Annotated in this window: 11 protein-coding genes; 5 read left to right on the plus strand and 6 right to left on the minus strand. The window is 44.1% G+C overall.

The genetic code is table 11. The features are described 5' to 3' along the window. The first annotated feature begins 377 nt into the window (after nucleotides 1-377). The gene (locus MSSIT_RS19275) at nucleotides 378-2,315 is read left to right on the plus strand and encodes a right-handed parallel beta-helix repeat-containing protein (protein WP_048174058.1); all 1,938 of its coding nucleotides are present in this window, start codon (nucleotides 378-380) and stop codon (nucleotides 2,313-2,315) included. Beyond that, nucleotides 2,312-2,920 carry a cobalamin B12-binding domain-containing protein gene (locus MSSIT_RS19280; protein WP_082089075.1) on the plus strand — a complete coding sequence of 203 codons (609 nt, stop codon included), beginning with the start codon at nucleotides 2,312-2,314 and terminating at the stop codon, nucleotides 2,918-2,920. Before MSSIT_RS19275 ends, MSSIT_RS19280 begins: the two co-directional genes overlap by 4 nt. Nucleotides 2,921-3,583: 663 nt before the next feature. Here MSSIT_RS19280 and MSSIT_RS19285 read toward each other — a convergent pair. Further along, entirely contained in the window at nucleotides 3,584-4,837 is a 1,254-nt protein-coding gene (locus MSSIT_RS19285) for an ABC transporter permease (protein WP_231590062.1), read from the minus strand. Next, a complete protein-coding gene (locus MSSIT_RS19290) occupies nucleotides 4,830-5,741 on the minus strand; it encodes an ABC transporter ATP-binding protein (RefSeq protein WP_048174060.1) in 912 nt (303 codons plus the stop codon). The genes MSSIT_RS19285 and MSSIT_RS19290 overlap by 8 nt, the downstream gene beginning before the upstream one ends. 114 nt (nucleotides 5,742-5,855) lie before the next feature. Between MSSIT_RS19290 and MSSIT_RS19295 the strand changes: the two genes are divergently transcribed. The 3 genes from MSSIT_RS19295 (at nucleotide 5,856) to MSSIT_RS19305 (ending at nucleotide 7,741) form a co-directional block, all read left to right on the plus strand. Further along, nucleotides 5,856-6,527, plus strand: coding sequence for a dihydrofolate reductase family protein (locus MSSIT_RS19295; protein ID WP_048174061.1), 672 nt, complete (start codon nucleotides 5,856-5,858; stop codon nucleotides 6,525-6,527). A gap of 152 nt (nucleotides 6,528-6,679) precedes the next feature. Continuing rightward, the gene (locus MSSIT_RS19300; protein ID WP_156157507.1) at nucleotides 6,680-6,817 is read left to right on the plus strand and encodes a hypothetical protein; all 138 of its coding nucleotides are present in this window, start codon (nucleotides 6,680-6,682) and stop codon (nucleotides 6,815-6,817) included. A gap of 138 nt (nucleotides 6,818-6,955) precedes the next feature. Further along, complete coding sequence (locus tag MSSIT_RS19305) at nucleotides 6,956-7,741, plus strand: helix-turn-helix transcriptional regulator (RefSeq protein WP_048174063.1); 786 nt, start codon at nucleotides 6,956-6,958, stop codon at nucleotides 7,739-7,741. 56 nt (nucleotides 7,742-7,797) lie between these two features. Here the strand turns inward: MSSIT_RS19305 and MSSIT_RS23750 are convergent, their stop codons facing one another. The 4 genes from MSSIT_RS23750 to MSSIT_RS19320 form a co-directional block, all read right to left on the minus strand. Beyond that, complete coding sequence (locus tag MSSIT_RS23750; protein ID WP_156158908.1) at nucleotides 7,798-7,989, minus strand: hypothetical protein; 192 nt, start codon at nucleotides 7,987-7,989, stop codon at nucleotides 7,798-7,800. A 116-nt stretch (nucleotides 7,990-8,105) separates the two neighbouring features. Next, a complete protein-coding gene (locus MSSIT_RS19310; RefSeq protein ID WP_048174064.1) occupies nucleotides 8,106-8,471 on the minus strand; it encodes a response regulator in 366 nt (121 codons plus the stop codon). Next, on the minus strand, nucleotides 8,443-11,529 hold the full coding sequence (locus MSSIT_RS19315) for a response regulator (RefSeq protein WP_048174065.1): 3,087 nt from the start codon (nucleotides 11,527-11,529) through the stop codon (nucleotides 8,443-8,445). Before MSSIT_RS19315 ends, MSSIT_RS19310 begins: the two co-directional genes overlap by 29 nt. A gap of 425 nt (nucleotides 11,530-11,954) precedes the next feature. Beyond that, nucleotides 11,955-14,744, minus strand: coding sequence for a cation-translocating P-type ATPase (locus MSSIT_RS19320; RefSeq protein ID WP_048174066.1), 2,790 nt, complete (start codon nucleotides 14,742-14,744; stop codon nucleotides 11,955-11,957). Between the last annotated feature and the right edge of the window lie 280 nt (nucleotides 14,745-15,024).

The following is a 15,024-nucleotide window of genomic DNA, read 5'->3' on the forward strand; positions in this document are numbered from 1 at the left end:
ACGAAAATGGACTGCAGAGGAAATGGATTACAGAGTTTCGGCTCTTACTCTGTAAGTCCCAGGCTCTTACTCTGTAAGTCCCAATTAGCAGTAAAAGGAAACAATTATTACCCAGATAATCGGGGCTAAATAGCAGAATTAAAACTCTTTTTATTGCAACAGATCGAAACCCCATTTAAGGCTCGGTTTTGGGCAAACTGGACGCAGGACCTTCTGAACTGGTTACCCGACAGATTCTAAATATTTGCCCATTAGGGCAGCTTTTGGAGTTTGCCCAAACTTCAGGGTTTACCAAAAAAAGCCTTCTCCAGCCTCTTTTAGACCTCATGAGCAAAGACCGAACCTGGGGTTTACTTACAAGAGGAAGATGATAACTATTGGACGAGAAGAGAATACTCATCTTAACCACTGTTTTCACACTGCTTATCTTTCTATCAGGTTCCGCCTCCGCAGCTACTTTTCATGTAAAGGTAGGAGGAGGGACAGAATCATACGGGAGCCTTCAGGAAGCCGTAAATGCCGCTTCCGATGGAGACCTGATCCTTGTAGGAGAGGGGAAATACAGCGAAAATGTACTTGTAAATAAATCTCTGGAGATCGTTTCCGAAAGCTCGAATCCTAAAAAAACCGTAATCACTGCTCCGGACCCCGAACTCCCTGTGTTACACGTAACCTCCGATTCCGTAAATATCGGCGGATTTTCTTTGAAAGGAGCAAATTCCTCATACGGAATATACCTTGAAGGGGTTTCGGGAAACAATATTTGCAACAACTATTTTTCGGGAAACTGGAGAAGCATAATGCTTAGAGATTCGCACACGAACTCTCTGGAAAACAACCGCCTATCTGACAGTGATGACGGAATCTGGCTTGAACATTCGGAACGGAATTTAATAAAAAATAACAGGGCGACCTGTAACCGACATTATGGTTTTTACCTGAATGCATCCGAAAATAATACCCTTCAAAAGAACCGTGCATCCGGAGGAGCGGTTGGAATTTACATGGAAAATTCTTCCGGCTGCCGTGTGCTTTCTTCGAAAACATCAAACAACTTTTACGGGATATATCTCGTAGGCTCGGGAGGAAGCCTGCTTGAAAAGAACACCGCAAACTCAAACGAGATGTACGGGATATATCTCGGAAGCTCGAATGGAAGTACCCTGAAAGGAAACAAAGCAAATTCAAACCAGTGGGGAATCTATCTCGACTCAAACTCCAATACACTTCAAAAAAATAAAATGTCCTGCAACAGCAGGAATTTCGGGGCTTACACCTATCATTACCCGGGTGAAATGAACAATACCATTGACACAAGCAATACCGTCGACGGAAAACCGATATACTATCTCGTAGGGGTCTCGGACCGGACCCTTGGTTCCGATTCAGACGCAGGTGTTGTCTACTGTATTAATTGTGAAAATATCACACTTAAAGACCTGGCCCTTGAGAACAGCAGTTTCGGGATTCACCTGTACAACACTCAAAACTCACTGATTGAAGGAAACCGCATCTCAAATTGTGAACATGGAATTTACCTCGGAAACTGTGCTCTGACAGCTCTCAGGGGCAATGCTGTTAATTCTAATGAAGGAGACGCCTTCATCTTAAGCAGCTGCAGGAACTGCCTTGTGGAAGAAAACAACGCTTCGGACAATATGGCAGGGATCTGGCTCTGTGATACGAGTACGGACAATCTCCTGAAAGAAAATATAATTACTTCAAACAGCTGGTGCTGCATAGACCTCGGAGATACAAGTTGCAATAATATTCTTGAAGGGAATATCCTTTCGGAAGCCTATGAAGGAATCTATCTCTACGGAGCCTGTAAAGAAAATATTTTGAACAACAACACAATCACAGCCAGCTCCTATGGATTATACACGGAAGGCTGCTGTAACAATACAATCTCAGGAAATAGAATTTCAGGAAATGATATAGGCATCTCGCTTAACCTGAACTGGACAGATGGGACTGTTTCGGACTACAATACCATATACAACAACTACCTGAATAACACTCAGAACGCCGAAGACTACGGAACTAACACCTGGAACACCTCAAAAACCCCTGCTGTGAATATTGCAGGCGGGCCTTACCTGGGGGGGAATTTCTGGGCTTCCCCGGAAGGGAACGGTTTTTCAGAAACAGCCTCAGATGAAGATGGAGATCTGATTGCGGATCTTCCGTACAACATAACGGAAACGGCATATGACTATCTCCCCCTCATATTCAAGGAACCTGAAGAAAAAACCGAAACTGAAGACGGAAAAAACTGTGGTAAGAGCAAATCAGCCTGGAGAAAGAGTGAATGAAGAAAGGAGAGAACAATATGCGTGCAAATATTTTGAATTTACTGGTTCTGCTAGTCCTGAGCATGATTGTTTCTCAATTAATTTTTCCGGTATCAGCCGGGGATTCATGGAGGCAGGAAAAAGAAAGTTTGGAAAATGAAAGCGTGAGTAGTGAAAGTGGGGAAAGTGTAGGGACTGTCATAATAGCCACAGTTGCAGGAGATTCTCACACTTATGGAAAGGACAGTATTGCGGCTGCGTTTGAGGAAGAAGAGTTTGAAGTAATTAACCTTGGTTCTGGAATTTCAGCTGAAACTTTTGCCACGACCGCGAAAGAAAAGGAAGCCGATTTTGTATTCAGTTCCGCTTCCATGAGCACCACCATGATCCAGCAAATACAGATTGAGGAACAGCTTAAAGCCGTAGGAATCCGGAATAAGGTAATAACAGGTGTGGGAGGATCGCTGGTCACACAGGCCTGGGCTGACCGGATAGGGGCCGATATCTATGCTGAAGGTCCGGAAGATGCTGTTTTCAAGGCAAAATCGGCTCTTTTAAACGGCAGTATTCCCGAAACCCATATTTCGGCTAATGAAAGTACCGGTTGCGGCAGCTGCCACGGATAAATTTGTTACACCCATCAACAGAGGTAAAAGAAAAATTTGAGAATGCAGCTATTACGCAGGAAGTCAGCCTCTGAAATGACAGAAATACACAGCAGGAACGAAAAGCTGAGAAAAAGCGGTAAAAGATGAAAAAACAGTAGCTTGGACGATATTGTAGAGTAGAAAGGTAGTCAGGTGGTTCACAAGGTTTGGCCCGCATCAATGAAGTAGGTTTCTGGATCGGTTTTCAAGCCGTCCTGAATTTGCTTCATCTTGCAGCTTGCGCATCAATGAAGTAGGTTTCGGGATCAGTTTTCAGACTGTCCTGAATTTACCCCACTTTTGCAGCTTACACGTCAATGAAGTAAGGTTTCTGGATCGGTTTTCAAGCCGTCCTGAATTTGCTTCATCTTGCAGCTTACACATTAATGAAGTAGATTTCGGGATCAGTTTTCAGACTGTCCTGAATTTGCTCCATCTTATAGCTTATCCCCTCATGAACCAATTAATACTATAAAATTAATATTATAAAATCATGACGATGGAATTTAAATATATTAAACCAGTTCCCATATTACCAGAGAATGAATGCTTTTTATTAAACGAGTAGACCTCTTTTATCTTAAACGGGGGTCCCGGTTTGTCCAAAATTAACACGTCATAGAACCGTTTTTTAACTATCCTTCACCTGCCGGCTTCCCGGATATTCTTCCAGATTTCCTTAATCCCGGGTCTTTTCCCGTACATGAGCAGATAGGTTCTGAAAAGCCGGGTGGAAAGTAAGAGAACCCCATGAATTGAGACAAAGAGGATGAAAAAGCTGAGGAGTATCTGATAGATAGGCACTTCCGAAGTCCCCATCCTGGCAAGCATGGACGCAGGAGAAGTGAAAGGAAAGAGGGAAAGAAAAACCGCGACCGGACTGTCAGGGTTTGTAAGGATCAACTGCATGAATATGAGGGGAAATACGGCTACAAAAGTGAAGATTCCTGCTACCTGCTGGCTCTCCTGAAGGGAACCGGTTACTGCCCCGATTCCTGCCATCATACTGGCAAAGAAGAGAAAGCCGAGCAGGAAATAGATAAGGGCAATAAAAAGGAGCATCGGCTCGATATCCACAGGCAGGGCATAGCCACCGCCCAGAAAGATTACTGAGAGCCACACAACAATCTGCAGGAGGCCGACTGCCCCGAGCCCCACGACCTTGCCGGTAAGAAGTTCGGAAGGAGTTACTGAAGAAAGAAGGACCTCCATAATCCTGTTTTCCTTTTCTTCGGCAACTCCGCGGAGGAGATATCCTGATGCCGAAAAAATGCTGAAAAAGAGGAGAAATGCCATAATGAAAGGCAGCCCGAAGCTGGTCAGTATCTCAGCCAGGCCCTGTTCGGAAGACTCACCGTTATCCCCTACATTATAGAGTTTCAGGTTAATCGGGTCTTTGACCCTATGGAGCACGGTCTCATTCACCTGGTCTTCCAGAAGAGAATTGATCGCTATATTCGAAAGTTCAGCCGAGATTTCAGCTCCCTGGACTGACATTTCCTTTTCGGAAGCATAAAGTTCGATCACACCGGTATCAAGGAAATCTGCAGGGACTATAATGTAAGAAGAAATCTGCCCTGACTGCAGGGCTCCCCTGGCTCCAGAGCTGTCTTCGTACTCTACAAACTCTATGGTTAAGGCTTTTGCTCCCAGTGGCCCAACAGAGAAACCTTCACGAGTTGAGGATTCCGGGAAATCGAAGGAACCGGTCATGTCGATGTAGCCTACCCTCTGGTCTTCTGCAGAGGTGGTACTGGCAATCAGAGAGGGAATAATAGCTATCCCGGCAAGGAGAAGAGGAAAAGCAAAGGTCATGAAGAGAAACTCTTTACGCCTTATGGTTTTCAGGAACTCGTGCCTGGCAACGATAAAAGTTTTTCCGGAAAATTTACTCACCAGAAACACTCTCCACAGTCTCAATAAAAATTTCGTTCAGGGAAGGAAGTGCCTGCTCAAAACGCAGGATTTCGGCTCTCCGTACAAGTTCCTGCAGAATTGCCTGTGCATTTGTGCTTTCTTCAGGTAAGATCTCAACTGCCCCTTCACGCCAGGTAATTTTTCTGATGCCCGGAATATCGTGAAGACTGCTCAAACTCCCTTTTTCGGCAAACTCCACAAGCAGAGAGTTTTTTCCGTGTTCTTTTCGGATTCCTGCAACGGTGCCGTAAAGCACCCTCTCGCCTTTATTTAGCATAAGGATCCTGTCACAGAGCTTCTGCGCCTGTTCCATCATGTGTGTGGAGAGGATTACGGTCTTTCCTTCTTTTCTGTACTCGAGAATTTTGTCTTTAACGGCCTTCGTGCTCACGGGGTCGAGCCCTGAAAAAGGTTCGTCAAGGATGATAAGTTCAGGTTCGTGGATGACAGCAGAAAGGAACTGAATTTTTTGCTGCATCCCCTTTGAAAGCTCTTCCACCTTTTTCCCCCTGTATTCGTACAGGTCCAGGGACTTCAGAAGAGCTTCTGCATTCGCCTGAGCCTCTTTTTGGGAGACATTTTTAAGCCGGGCGAGGTAGATAAGCATATCCAGAAGCTTTGTTTTCCTGTACAGTCCCCTTTCTTCAGGTAGGTAACCTATCCTGTCCTTTGCAGCAGCACTGAGAGAACCTCCGAAAACCCGGATTTTTCCAGAATCCGGCTTTATAATATCAAGAAGCAGCCTTATAAGGGTGGTTTTTCCAGCCCCGTTCGGGCCAAGCAGTCCGAAAATCTCCCCCTGCTCGACTGAAAAAGAGATATCTCTTACAACATTTTTTTCTGCGAAAGACTTTGATACGCCTTCAAATTCCAGAGCATGCATCCAGATTAAATATCTTCCAATATAGAATAACTTTATTGAATGTTGGGTTTAAGTTAATAAGAGACTCTAATTTGAGTAAGTAGCCTAATTTAATTTGGGGGAACAGGTGACAAAATGCTACCCAGACTGATTATACACAACACCATAAGTCTTGACGGTTCTACTACCGGGTTTACGGCAAACCTTGATGTTCATTACGGTATCCTGGGCAGTTACGAGCCCGATGCCATGATAGTCGGCTCAAACACTGCAAAGGTGGGAACGCAATTTTTTTGCGAGAAGATCCCTCCGGAAGAGGAAGCAGACTTCAAAAAACCTGAAATTCAGCCTGAAGATACTCGCGCATACTGGATGATCGCGGATTCCCGAGGAATTCTTGAAGGAATGATGCACGTTTTCCGGCGTTCTGAGTATTGTAAAGATGTGATTGTCCTTGTCTCGGAAAAGACTCCTGAGCCTTACCTCAACTACCTCAAGGAAAGGAACTATGACTTTATCCTGACGGGAGCCGAACGCGTGGATGTCAGGCAAGCCCTTGAAATTGCAAACGAAATGTACGGGTTCAAACTTGTAGTCTCTGACAGCGGAGGGATCCTCAACAGCATTCTGCTCGAACAGGGACTTGTTGAAGAAATCAGCCTTGTCCTGACTCCGGAAATTGTGGGGAAAAACGGGACAAACCTTTTCAGAGGCATCGAGAATGCCAGGATTCAACTCGAACTCGCAAGGAATGAAATTGTGGAAAAGAAGTACGTACATCTGGTGTACAGGGTTTTAAAGGTTTAAACCCCAACAGAGGAGACAAAAGATAGGTCTTCACGGATCTGCTAATATGTTTCAGAGAAGGTAATTGCAGAGCCAGAAGGCAGGGAGTTTCGGATAAGGCAAAATTCAGAGTGGGAGATGCCTATGCCCTTCCTTTTGAAGCCGGGACAAAAGTGGAAACCGGAGAGAAAAAAGGGAAACAGAGAGGAAAAATAGACAGGTGGAAAGGAAGACCGAAAGAAAAAAGGAGTTTAACTTTAAGAAAAGGAGGGATTTTTGGAAAAAAATATAAGGTATCAACTGAAAAGTAGCGCATGAGTGTTGCATTAAGTCCCCTCACGGTTTTCTCCTGGGAGAAAAAAGGACTTTTGCCAATAAGGTTGCTTCCGGAAAAATAAAGGAGAAATTCTCCGGCATACTGAAGAAGCTTCTAGGGGAGATGGAATGAAATGAAAATATCACTTATTGACCTGGCGTTTCTATCTGAAAAGAGGAAAGATTTATTGCTCCTTCTGGAAGAAGGGCCCAAGACAGGTGATGAAATAAAAACGGCCCTTAACGTTAACTCGACTTCGATTATGCCCCAGATCAAGAAGTTAAAGGAAGGGCGTCTGATCGTGCAGGACGAAAAAAGTGCCTATAGACTATCGGACATGGGGGAAATAGTTGTCGAGAAGATGGAGCCTCTGCTTGACACGGTCAGGGTCTTTGAGGAAAACTACGATTACTGGATTAACCATGACTTCAGTGCAATTCCCGAGCACCTTCTCAACCGGATTGACGAACTCGGAAATTACTTCATGCTTGAAGCCGACCTTAACCGGCTTTTTGAGGTCCCCGAGGACTTTAGAAAGAACCTCCTTGAGTCAAAACATATAAAAATGTTCCTTTCATACTTCAATCCCCTCCATATTGAACTCTATGCCGAGATAGTACGAAAAGAAGCGGAAATGTCTCTTATCCTGACAAAGCCTGTCTTTGACAGAATGAAAAAGGATTATTTTGAAGACCTGAAAATGCTTGTGGAATCAAAGAATACGGAAGTGTATATCTGCGACAAAAATGTGACGCTTAAAGACGTCGTAACCGAACGCTTCTGCTCTCTTGTACTCTTTGATAAAAAAGGGAAATTTGACCATCAGCGCTTGATGAGCTTCGATGAAAGCGCACAAAAATGGTGTGAAGAGCTCTTTTTATATTATAAAGATATGTCCAGGCGGCTGGACAAAATATAATTTTCCACATTTAGTGCGGCACATGTTTAAGACAGAGGCGGCATCTGTATAAAACATCAGACTTTAGCCGGGTCAGACGAAATCGAACCTGGATGAAAACGGGGATGAGGAATACTCAACTCGAAATAGAAAAATGTCTTTCCGGCCGCAATAGTTTCCAATGCTGGTTTACTTTCTATTATTTTTTCATTTCTCCTGATTTCAAATTTACTTAGATTGTAAACATCTTTCCAGCCGTGAATTTCCAATATTTCTAACTACAGTGTAATTTTATGCATTTTTCGAAAATTTGTCAATTTTTTAAAAACATATAATATCTCTGTAATCCAGTTGTATTTCCAAATCGCAGTTCTGTGTCCTCTTCTTATTCTCCCAGATATTTATCGATCAGAGATCTGAACCTATGGATGTCTATGGGCTTTGAGATATAATCCACGCATCCCATTTCGATAAAGTGTTCTTCGCTTCCTTTCATGGCATGGGCTGTAACAGCTATCACAGGAATATCTGCAGTAACAGGGTTCTTTTTAATCCTGTCCAGAACCTCAAGCCCGTCCATTTTAGGCAGTTGCATATCGAGGAGGATAATATCGAACTTCTTTTCAGCAAGGCGTTCAAGAGCCTTTATCCCGTCTTCTGCTTCAGTTACACGATGCCCGTAAAACTCCAGAAGATCCAGGATCAATTCCATGTTCATTGGGTTATCTTCGACAATAAGAATTTCTTTCATCTTCACGCCTCTTCAGCATAGCTAATTGTTTTATCCTATTAATTAACTCTTTTCTTCCGAAAGTGCCCTTTTTCATAATAGAAATAAGGTGACCTTTAAGTTCGCCATTAAGCTCCTCGATATTCTTCTCAGTAGACTCTCCTGCAGTACAGAGAATTAAAGGAATATCTTTTGTCTGTTCCCCGGCCCTCAGGTAGGAGATAACCTCAAATCCACTTATCTCAGGCATCAGCAGATCGAGGATGAGGATATCCGGCTGTTGCCCGGAAAAGAGTTTGTCCAGACCTTCCTGCCCACTGTAAGCCTTTACTATCTCAAAACCCTCGGATTCAATCATTGAACTCAGCAATTCCACTGCGTTCTCATCGTCGTCAATAATAAGAACCTTTGGTTCATCAAAACTGAACTTACCTGTAATTTCTCTTAATGAGTCCAGTAGTTCGACCCTTCTTACTGGCTTTGTAAAGGAATAAGTCGCCCCAAGGGCGACTCCCAGTTCGTTGTTATCTGTAACTGAAATAATAAGTACCGGGATGCTTGTTGTATCGAGATCGCTTTTCAGCTGTTTCAGGACATTCCAGCCACTGATATCAGGAAGTAAAACATCCAGCGTGATAACATCAGGTTTCAGTTTCTTTGCAACTTCCAAAACATCTTTTCCATTATAAAGGGAAGCTGTACTATACCCGGCTTCCCGGAGAACAACCGAGGTCAGTTCATTGGAATTTATGTCATCGTCGACTACAAGCACAAGATTCTGGGCTTCACCATTTTCAGGGAGAAAGATTTCCGGAAGCTCAATTTCTTCCTTTAAAGCTTCCTCACAACCTTTAACGGAGAAGGCAGCTACTTTACTCATATCAAACTCAAGCATTACGTCTTCAATGCCCCCTGTGTCGGTTTTTTTGGACTCAAGAGGCTTTGTGAGGGGAATTGTGAACATAAAAGTACTGCCTTTTTCAAGTTCACTCTCAACCCAGATGTCTCCCTGGTGTAGATTTACAATTTTCTTCACCAGAGCAAGCCCAAGCCCGGTTCCGCAGTACTGCTTGGCTGAGGAGGAATCGATCTGGGTAAAGGGCTGGAAAAGTTTTTTCTGATCCTCAGAAGAAATCCCGATTCCCGTATCCATTACGGAAAAAATGGCTCTTCTTCCGCTTTTTTTGCAGTAAACCGAGACTCTGCCACCTTCCGGGGTAAACTTGATCGCATTGCTTACAAGATTATAGAGAATCTGGATAATCCGGCTTCTGTCAGCCTGAATGTCTCCGAAATCCGGCCCTACTACAAAGTTTATTTCAAGGGATTTAGCCTGAAAAAGGGGGGAGAGAGTGGCCTTCACCTCTTCGAAAACCGAGTCAACAGTAAATTCACTGTAGTGAAGTTCCATTTTTCCGGCTTCTACTTTAGAGAGGTCAAGAATATCATTTATAAGCCCCAGAAGGTGTTTTCCGCTTACGGAGATGTTATTAACATATTTCAACTGTTTTCCGTTCAGTCCCCCGAAAACTCTCTCGATCAGGATGTCCGAAAAACCGATAATGGAATTCAAAGGCGTCCGCAGCTCATGGCTCATATTGGCAAGGAATTCGCTCTTTGTACAGCTGGCTGCCTCAGCTTCCAATTTTGCCTGGAGCAGTTTCTCTTCGGAACGCCTGTGTGCCGTAATATCGAGCCCTGTTTGCAGGAAGCCGGTTACTTTTCCTTCTTCATCCTTAATCAGATTCATACGGATCATCCAGACTTTTCCGTCGGGGGTGGCTACCTCTCCTGTGTTCTCTTTTCCGGACTCAAGCGCCTTTTGTGCAAGAGCTCTCCCGGAAACCGCATCGGACATTGGAGAAAGTTCCTCATAACTGTGTCCAATAATGTTTTCGAGTTTAAGGCCTGCGTAATCAAGAGAAGCCCTGTTTGCCCAGACTATTTTCAACTCAAGATCCATAAAGATCACGAGTTCGCTGAGAGAGTTGAGAATAACTTTCTTCTCATGTTCCTGAGCTTTAACTTTATCGGAATTTAACTTCAGACGGTCAAGCATCCGGTTAATTCCTTCAGTCAACCTTGAAAGCTCGTCATCTCCCTCCATAATACAGTGTGCCGAGAAATCTTCGTCCTTTCCCACTTTGTCTACAAAAGTATCAATAGCAACAAGCCTGGATACAACCTCCCTGTCAAGGAGGAACTTACAGCCTGCACCGACCATGAGACCGGAAAAAAGGAGGAAAAAAACTATATACTTAAGAGACTTTCTGCCCTCCTCATAGATATTCCTGTCAGCAGTCGTCCTAACCATGATGGCCGGGTTTCCGTTAATGTCCCTGTGGATAAAATAACCTGCTAACCTGTCTCCTTCTACGTCTACAAGGTGTGTGAGATTTTCATTTCCATTTTCTAAAAAAGCTTGATGAAATTCAGGAGGCGCGTTATCAGGCCCGTAAAATAAAACCGGATTTCCCGTAATTTTCTGGATTGACTCAACGAAACCGGAATCCAGCTTCTTTCCCAGAACAATTGTTCCGATCGTTTCACTGTTATCGGGTGCTGCAGACACGGGACAGCAGGAAACGATTACAGGTCCGTTTTCCAGCAGGAGTAGTCCGCTTAAAGGACTCAGCCTCTCCCTGAAGAGAAGATCCCCCTCATTGATTTTCCGGTAGAATTCATGAATAATTAAGTCACTGGAAACATTACTGGAATTTTTTGAGTCCGATACCTGAGAGTATATCATAGTCCCCGAACTATTGACGAAAAAAACAAAGTCGCATCCGTTCAAAATAAAAAGATCGGAGAGTAAAGTTCCGCCAAGATCTTCCGGATTCTCACTTACAATGAAAGCCCGGATATCTTCCCTTGAAGCCAGGGCAGAGTTTGTCTCTTCCAGCTGTATGATCTGGAAATGAATAACATTTTGTACACTTTCCACATTTTCAATTGCCTCTTTTTCCTCCAGACTGGAAAAACTTGAATCAAGGATATTCTGTGATGCAAAAATAACGACCGAAGTAAGAAGGGCAAAAATTATGTAGATAATAACAAAAATTTTTTTACTTACATTCATATTTTAAACTCTGCAGGGTTAAAACTGGATAGGGGGTATAAATATAATTGAAGAAGGCAAGATTGTGATGACAAATATATAAACATTCCACACACATAGTATAAAAGTTTAATCTGAGTGGATATGTATAAGGAAGAATAAAGCCCTATTATCTGAAAAGAGGGATAAAAATGAATTTTAGAAAAAAAGATATTAAATAAGAATTAAGACAATAATTTACCAAAAATATTAACTGCCATATAAAATTACGTTCACACGGAATTTACTTTCAAAAACATAAATTTTCGAGATCGCTTTTCTTGTTCAATTTTCTAGTTCAGTTTTCCCTTTAACCTTTCCTTTAACCTTCTATTTCAGCTCCTTCGAGCTACCTTTCCAACTATTAGGGTCACTGCTTATTCTTAATCGGTTTCCCTCAAGCCAGGTCACCATTTAAAGAATCTTGTTACCCAGCCTACATTTTTTCTCAGGAGATATTTCCTGAGTTCATCGGTCCCAAGCAGGAAAACCGCAAAAGGAACGGCAAGCAGCATGTACTTGAAGTCAATGGGGGCGGTATTGAAGATAAGGTTAGCAACCGGGTTCCAGATAATGAGGGCAAGAATCAGGAGTTCACTTGCAATTCCCAGGAGAACCATGCGATTGCTGAAAAGGCCCATTGAAAATACGGACTGGAACCTGGTTCTTGAAACAAATACATTGGCAATCTGGCAGATAATTACGGCTGAGAAGAAAGCGGTTATTGCTTGCATATAAATGAGATCACTGTTTGCAAGCTGTTCGCCGAAAGTCCAGCCTCCTCCAAAAAGTACGGCAAAATAACAGAAGAAACCTGCAGCAGCTTCTATGGGTCCCTTCACCCCGTAGGACGTAAAAAGCACCTGCGAGGTTAATAATTTTTCATCCCGTGGTCTGGGGGGTCTCTTCATGATATCGCCCTCTCCTTTTTCCACCCCCAGCGCAATGGCAGGCAGGATATCAGTCCCGAGATCGATTGCCAGGATAAGCTGAACAGTCATGGGGAGGGGAATTGAAAAGAGAACAAAGGCTATGAACGGCAGGATTTCGGGGATGTTACTCGTAAGGATGTAAGCAATAAACTTCTTTATGTTATCAAAAACGGTTCTGCCTTCTTCGACGGCGTTTACTATCGTAGCAAAATTATCGTCCAGAAGTACCATGTCGGCAGCCTCGCGGGCCACATCCGTGCCGCTGCCCATGGCTACCCCCATATCGGCATTTTTTATAGCAGGAGCATCGTTCACCCCATCGCCGGTCATGGTCACGATCTCGCCTTCAGCCTGAAAGAGCTGTACAATTTTCAGTTTCTGTACAGGGGAGGTCCGGGCAAAAACAATGCTTGGATTTTTGAGCCGCGATGCAAGCTCTGTGCGGGAAAGGGCTTTCAGCTCGTCTCCGGTAATGATCTCAGGAGTCCCGAATGCTGCAAGCCCTACATCTCTAGCTATTGATTCTGCAGTAACCGGGTGATCGCCTGTGATCATGACAACTTTGATCCCTGCTGCATGGCATTTTGCAATAGCTTCTCTGGCTTCAGGACGCGGAGGGTCTATAATTCCGATGAAACCAAGGAAAATGAAATCTCCTGTATACTCTTTTTGGGATTCTGCCTGTCTGAAGGCGAGGGCAATTATCCTTTCTCCCTTTTCTGCCAGCTTCAGGTGCCTGTCAAGAAGCTCTTTTTGCCCGGTTTCATCCAGTTTTCGGAGTTCTCCGGACTCCAGAACCGACCCGCACATCTGCACAACAACTTCGGGAGCGCCTTTAAGGTAGACCTCAAGTTTGCCTTCGGGTGTGCGGCAGACAACTTCCATCCTGCGGGTAAGAGAATCGAAAGGAAACTCCTCCTGTCTCGGATACTCGCGCTGGAGAGCCTTTACATCTACGAAACCATTCGCAAAAACTAGAAGTGCCCCTTCGGTCGGGTCCCCGGTATATCCGGGAGGAGCTTCGTAAAGCTTTGCATTATTACAGAGCCCTGCAACCCTTATGAAAATCGGAGGGATCTTTTCCGGAGCCCAGCCGGGATTTCCTGTAAGTTCTTTTGCGCCCGACTCACCGCCTTCCTGAGGACTGGAAGGTTTTTCCTTTTCCAGACTTTCAAACCCCAGGATAAGAGAATTTACTGCCATCCTGTTCTGGGTCAGGGTTCCGGTCTTGTCCGTACAGATCACAGTAGTTGAGCCGAGAGTCTCTACGGACTCAAGCTGCTTTATAAGGGCATTACGGGTAGCCATTCTTCTGGAAGCAAGGCTTAGAGCAAGCGTAACTGTGGGCAAGAGCCCTTCCGGAACATTGGCAACAATGATCCCTATAGCAAAGATAAGGCTTGCAAGAAAGATGTCCTGGAGAAAAAATGCGAGCAGGAAAAAAGTAATTCCAAGGAAAATCGCAATTGCTGAAATAATCTTTATGAAATGGTTGAGTTCCTTCCGGATAGGAGTATCTACGGAGGTGGTCTGCTCCGTAAGCGTTGCCAGGCTTCCGATCTGCGTGTCCTGTCCGGTTCCGAAAATAATGGCTTTACCATTCCCGCTCTGTACAAGAGTTCCGGAAAAGACCATATTCCGGCATTCCAGCATATCTTCATGAGTACACTCTATAGAGCGCAACTGCGGCTCGGATTCTCCGGTCAGGGCAGAATTGTCCACTTTCAGGGCATTGGTCTCAATTAACCGTCCATCTGCAGGGACCTTATCTCCCTCTTCGAGCAGGATGACGTCCCCCACCACAAGCTCTGAAGCCAGAACGTCACGTACCTTTCCGTCCCTGAGAACTTTTGCATGAGGGGGTAGAAGCTGCCGGAAACTTTCCATTGTCTTTGCAGCCTGGTACTCCTGTACAAACGTGAAAGTCCCGTTAAGGAAAACGACCCCGACAAGCGCAACTCCTATATATAGATTTCCCTGCCCGGGGTCAAGGTATTCGCCAAGAAAAGATAGGAGGGCTCCTACCGTCAGCAGGATGGAGAAAAAATTGCGGAACTGCCGGATGTATCTCTTAAATATACTTTCTTTTCCGCTTTCTTCAAGGACATTTGGACCGCACTCCTCGAGTCTGCGGGTAGCTTCCTGTCCACTGAGCCCGTTTTCATTTACATCTAGCCTCTGCAGGAATTCAGAGTAAGAAATTAAATGTTCATCGCCTCGAGGAGAACATATCTGATTTTTATTTCCAGCCAACTCCTTTTTCATCGAATCCCCTTTAATTCAATGCAACACAAGAATAAGAAACTTAACGGTACGAGCCTGTAGAATGCAGAAAAAATAATCCGAAATTATCAATTTTCTGATGCCGGGATTTAATGAAATCTCTGCCGTTTCGGAACCGAAGAGTAGAGAAAACAGAAGACTAAGATGGATTGGAAGAGACAGGGGCCTGAACAATATGGTGAAAATTTGTTAAGGGATGTATCAAAAAAAAGACAAAGAAAAATTCCTGACAATTATTTTTTATAATTTGATAACGAAAAAA

Source organism: Methanosarcina siciliae T4/M, assembly GCF_000970085.1.
Classification (GTDB): domain Archaea; phylum Halobacteriota; class Methanosarcinia; order Methanosarcinales; family Methanosarcinaceae; genus Methanosarcina; species Methanosarcina siciliae.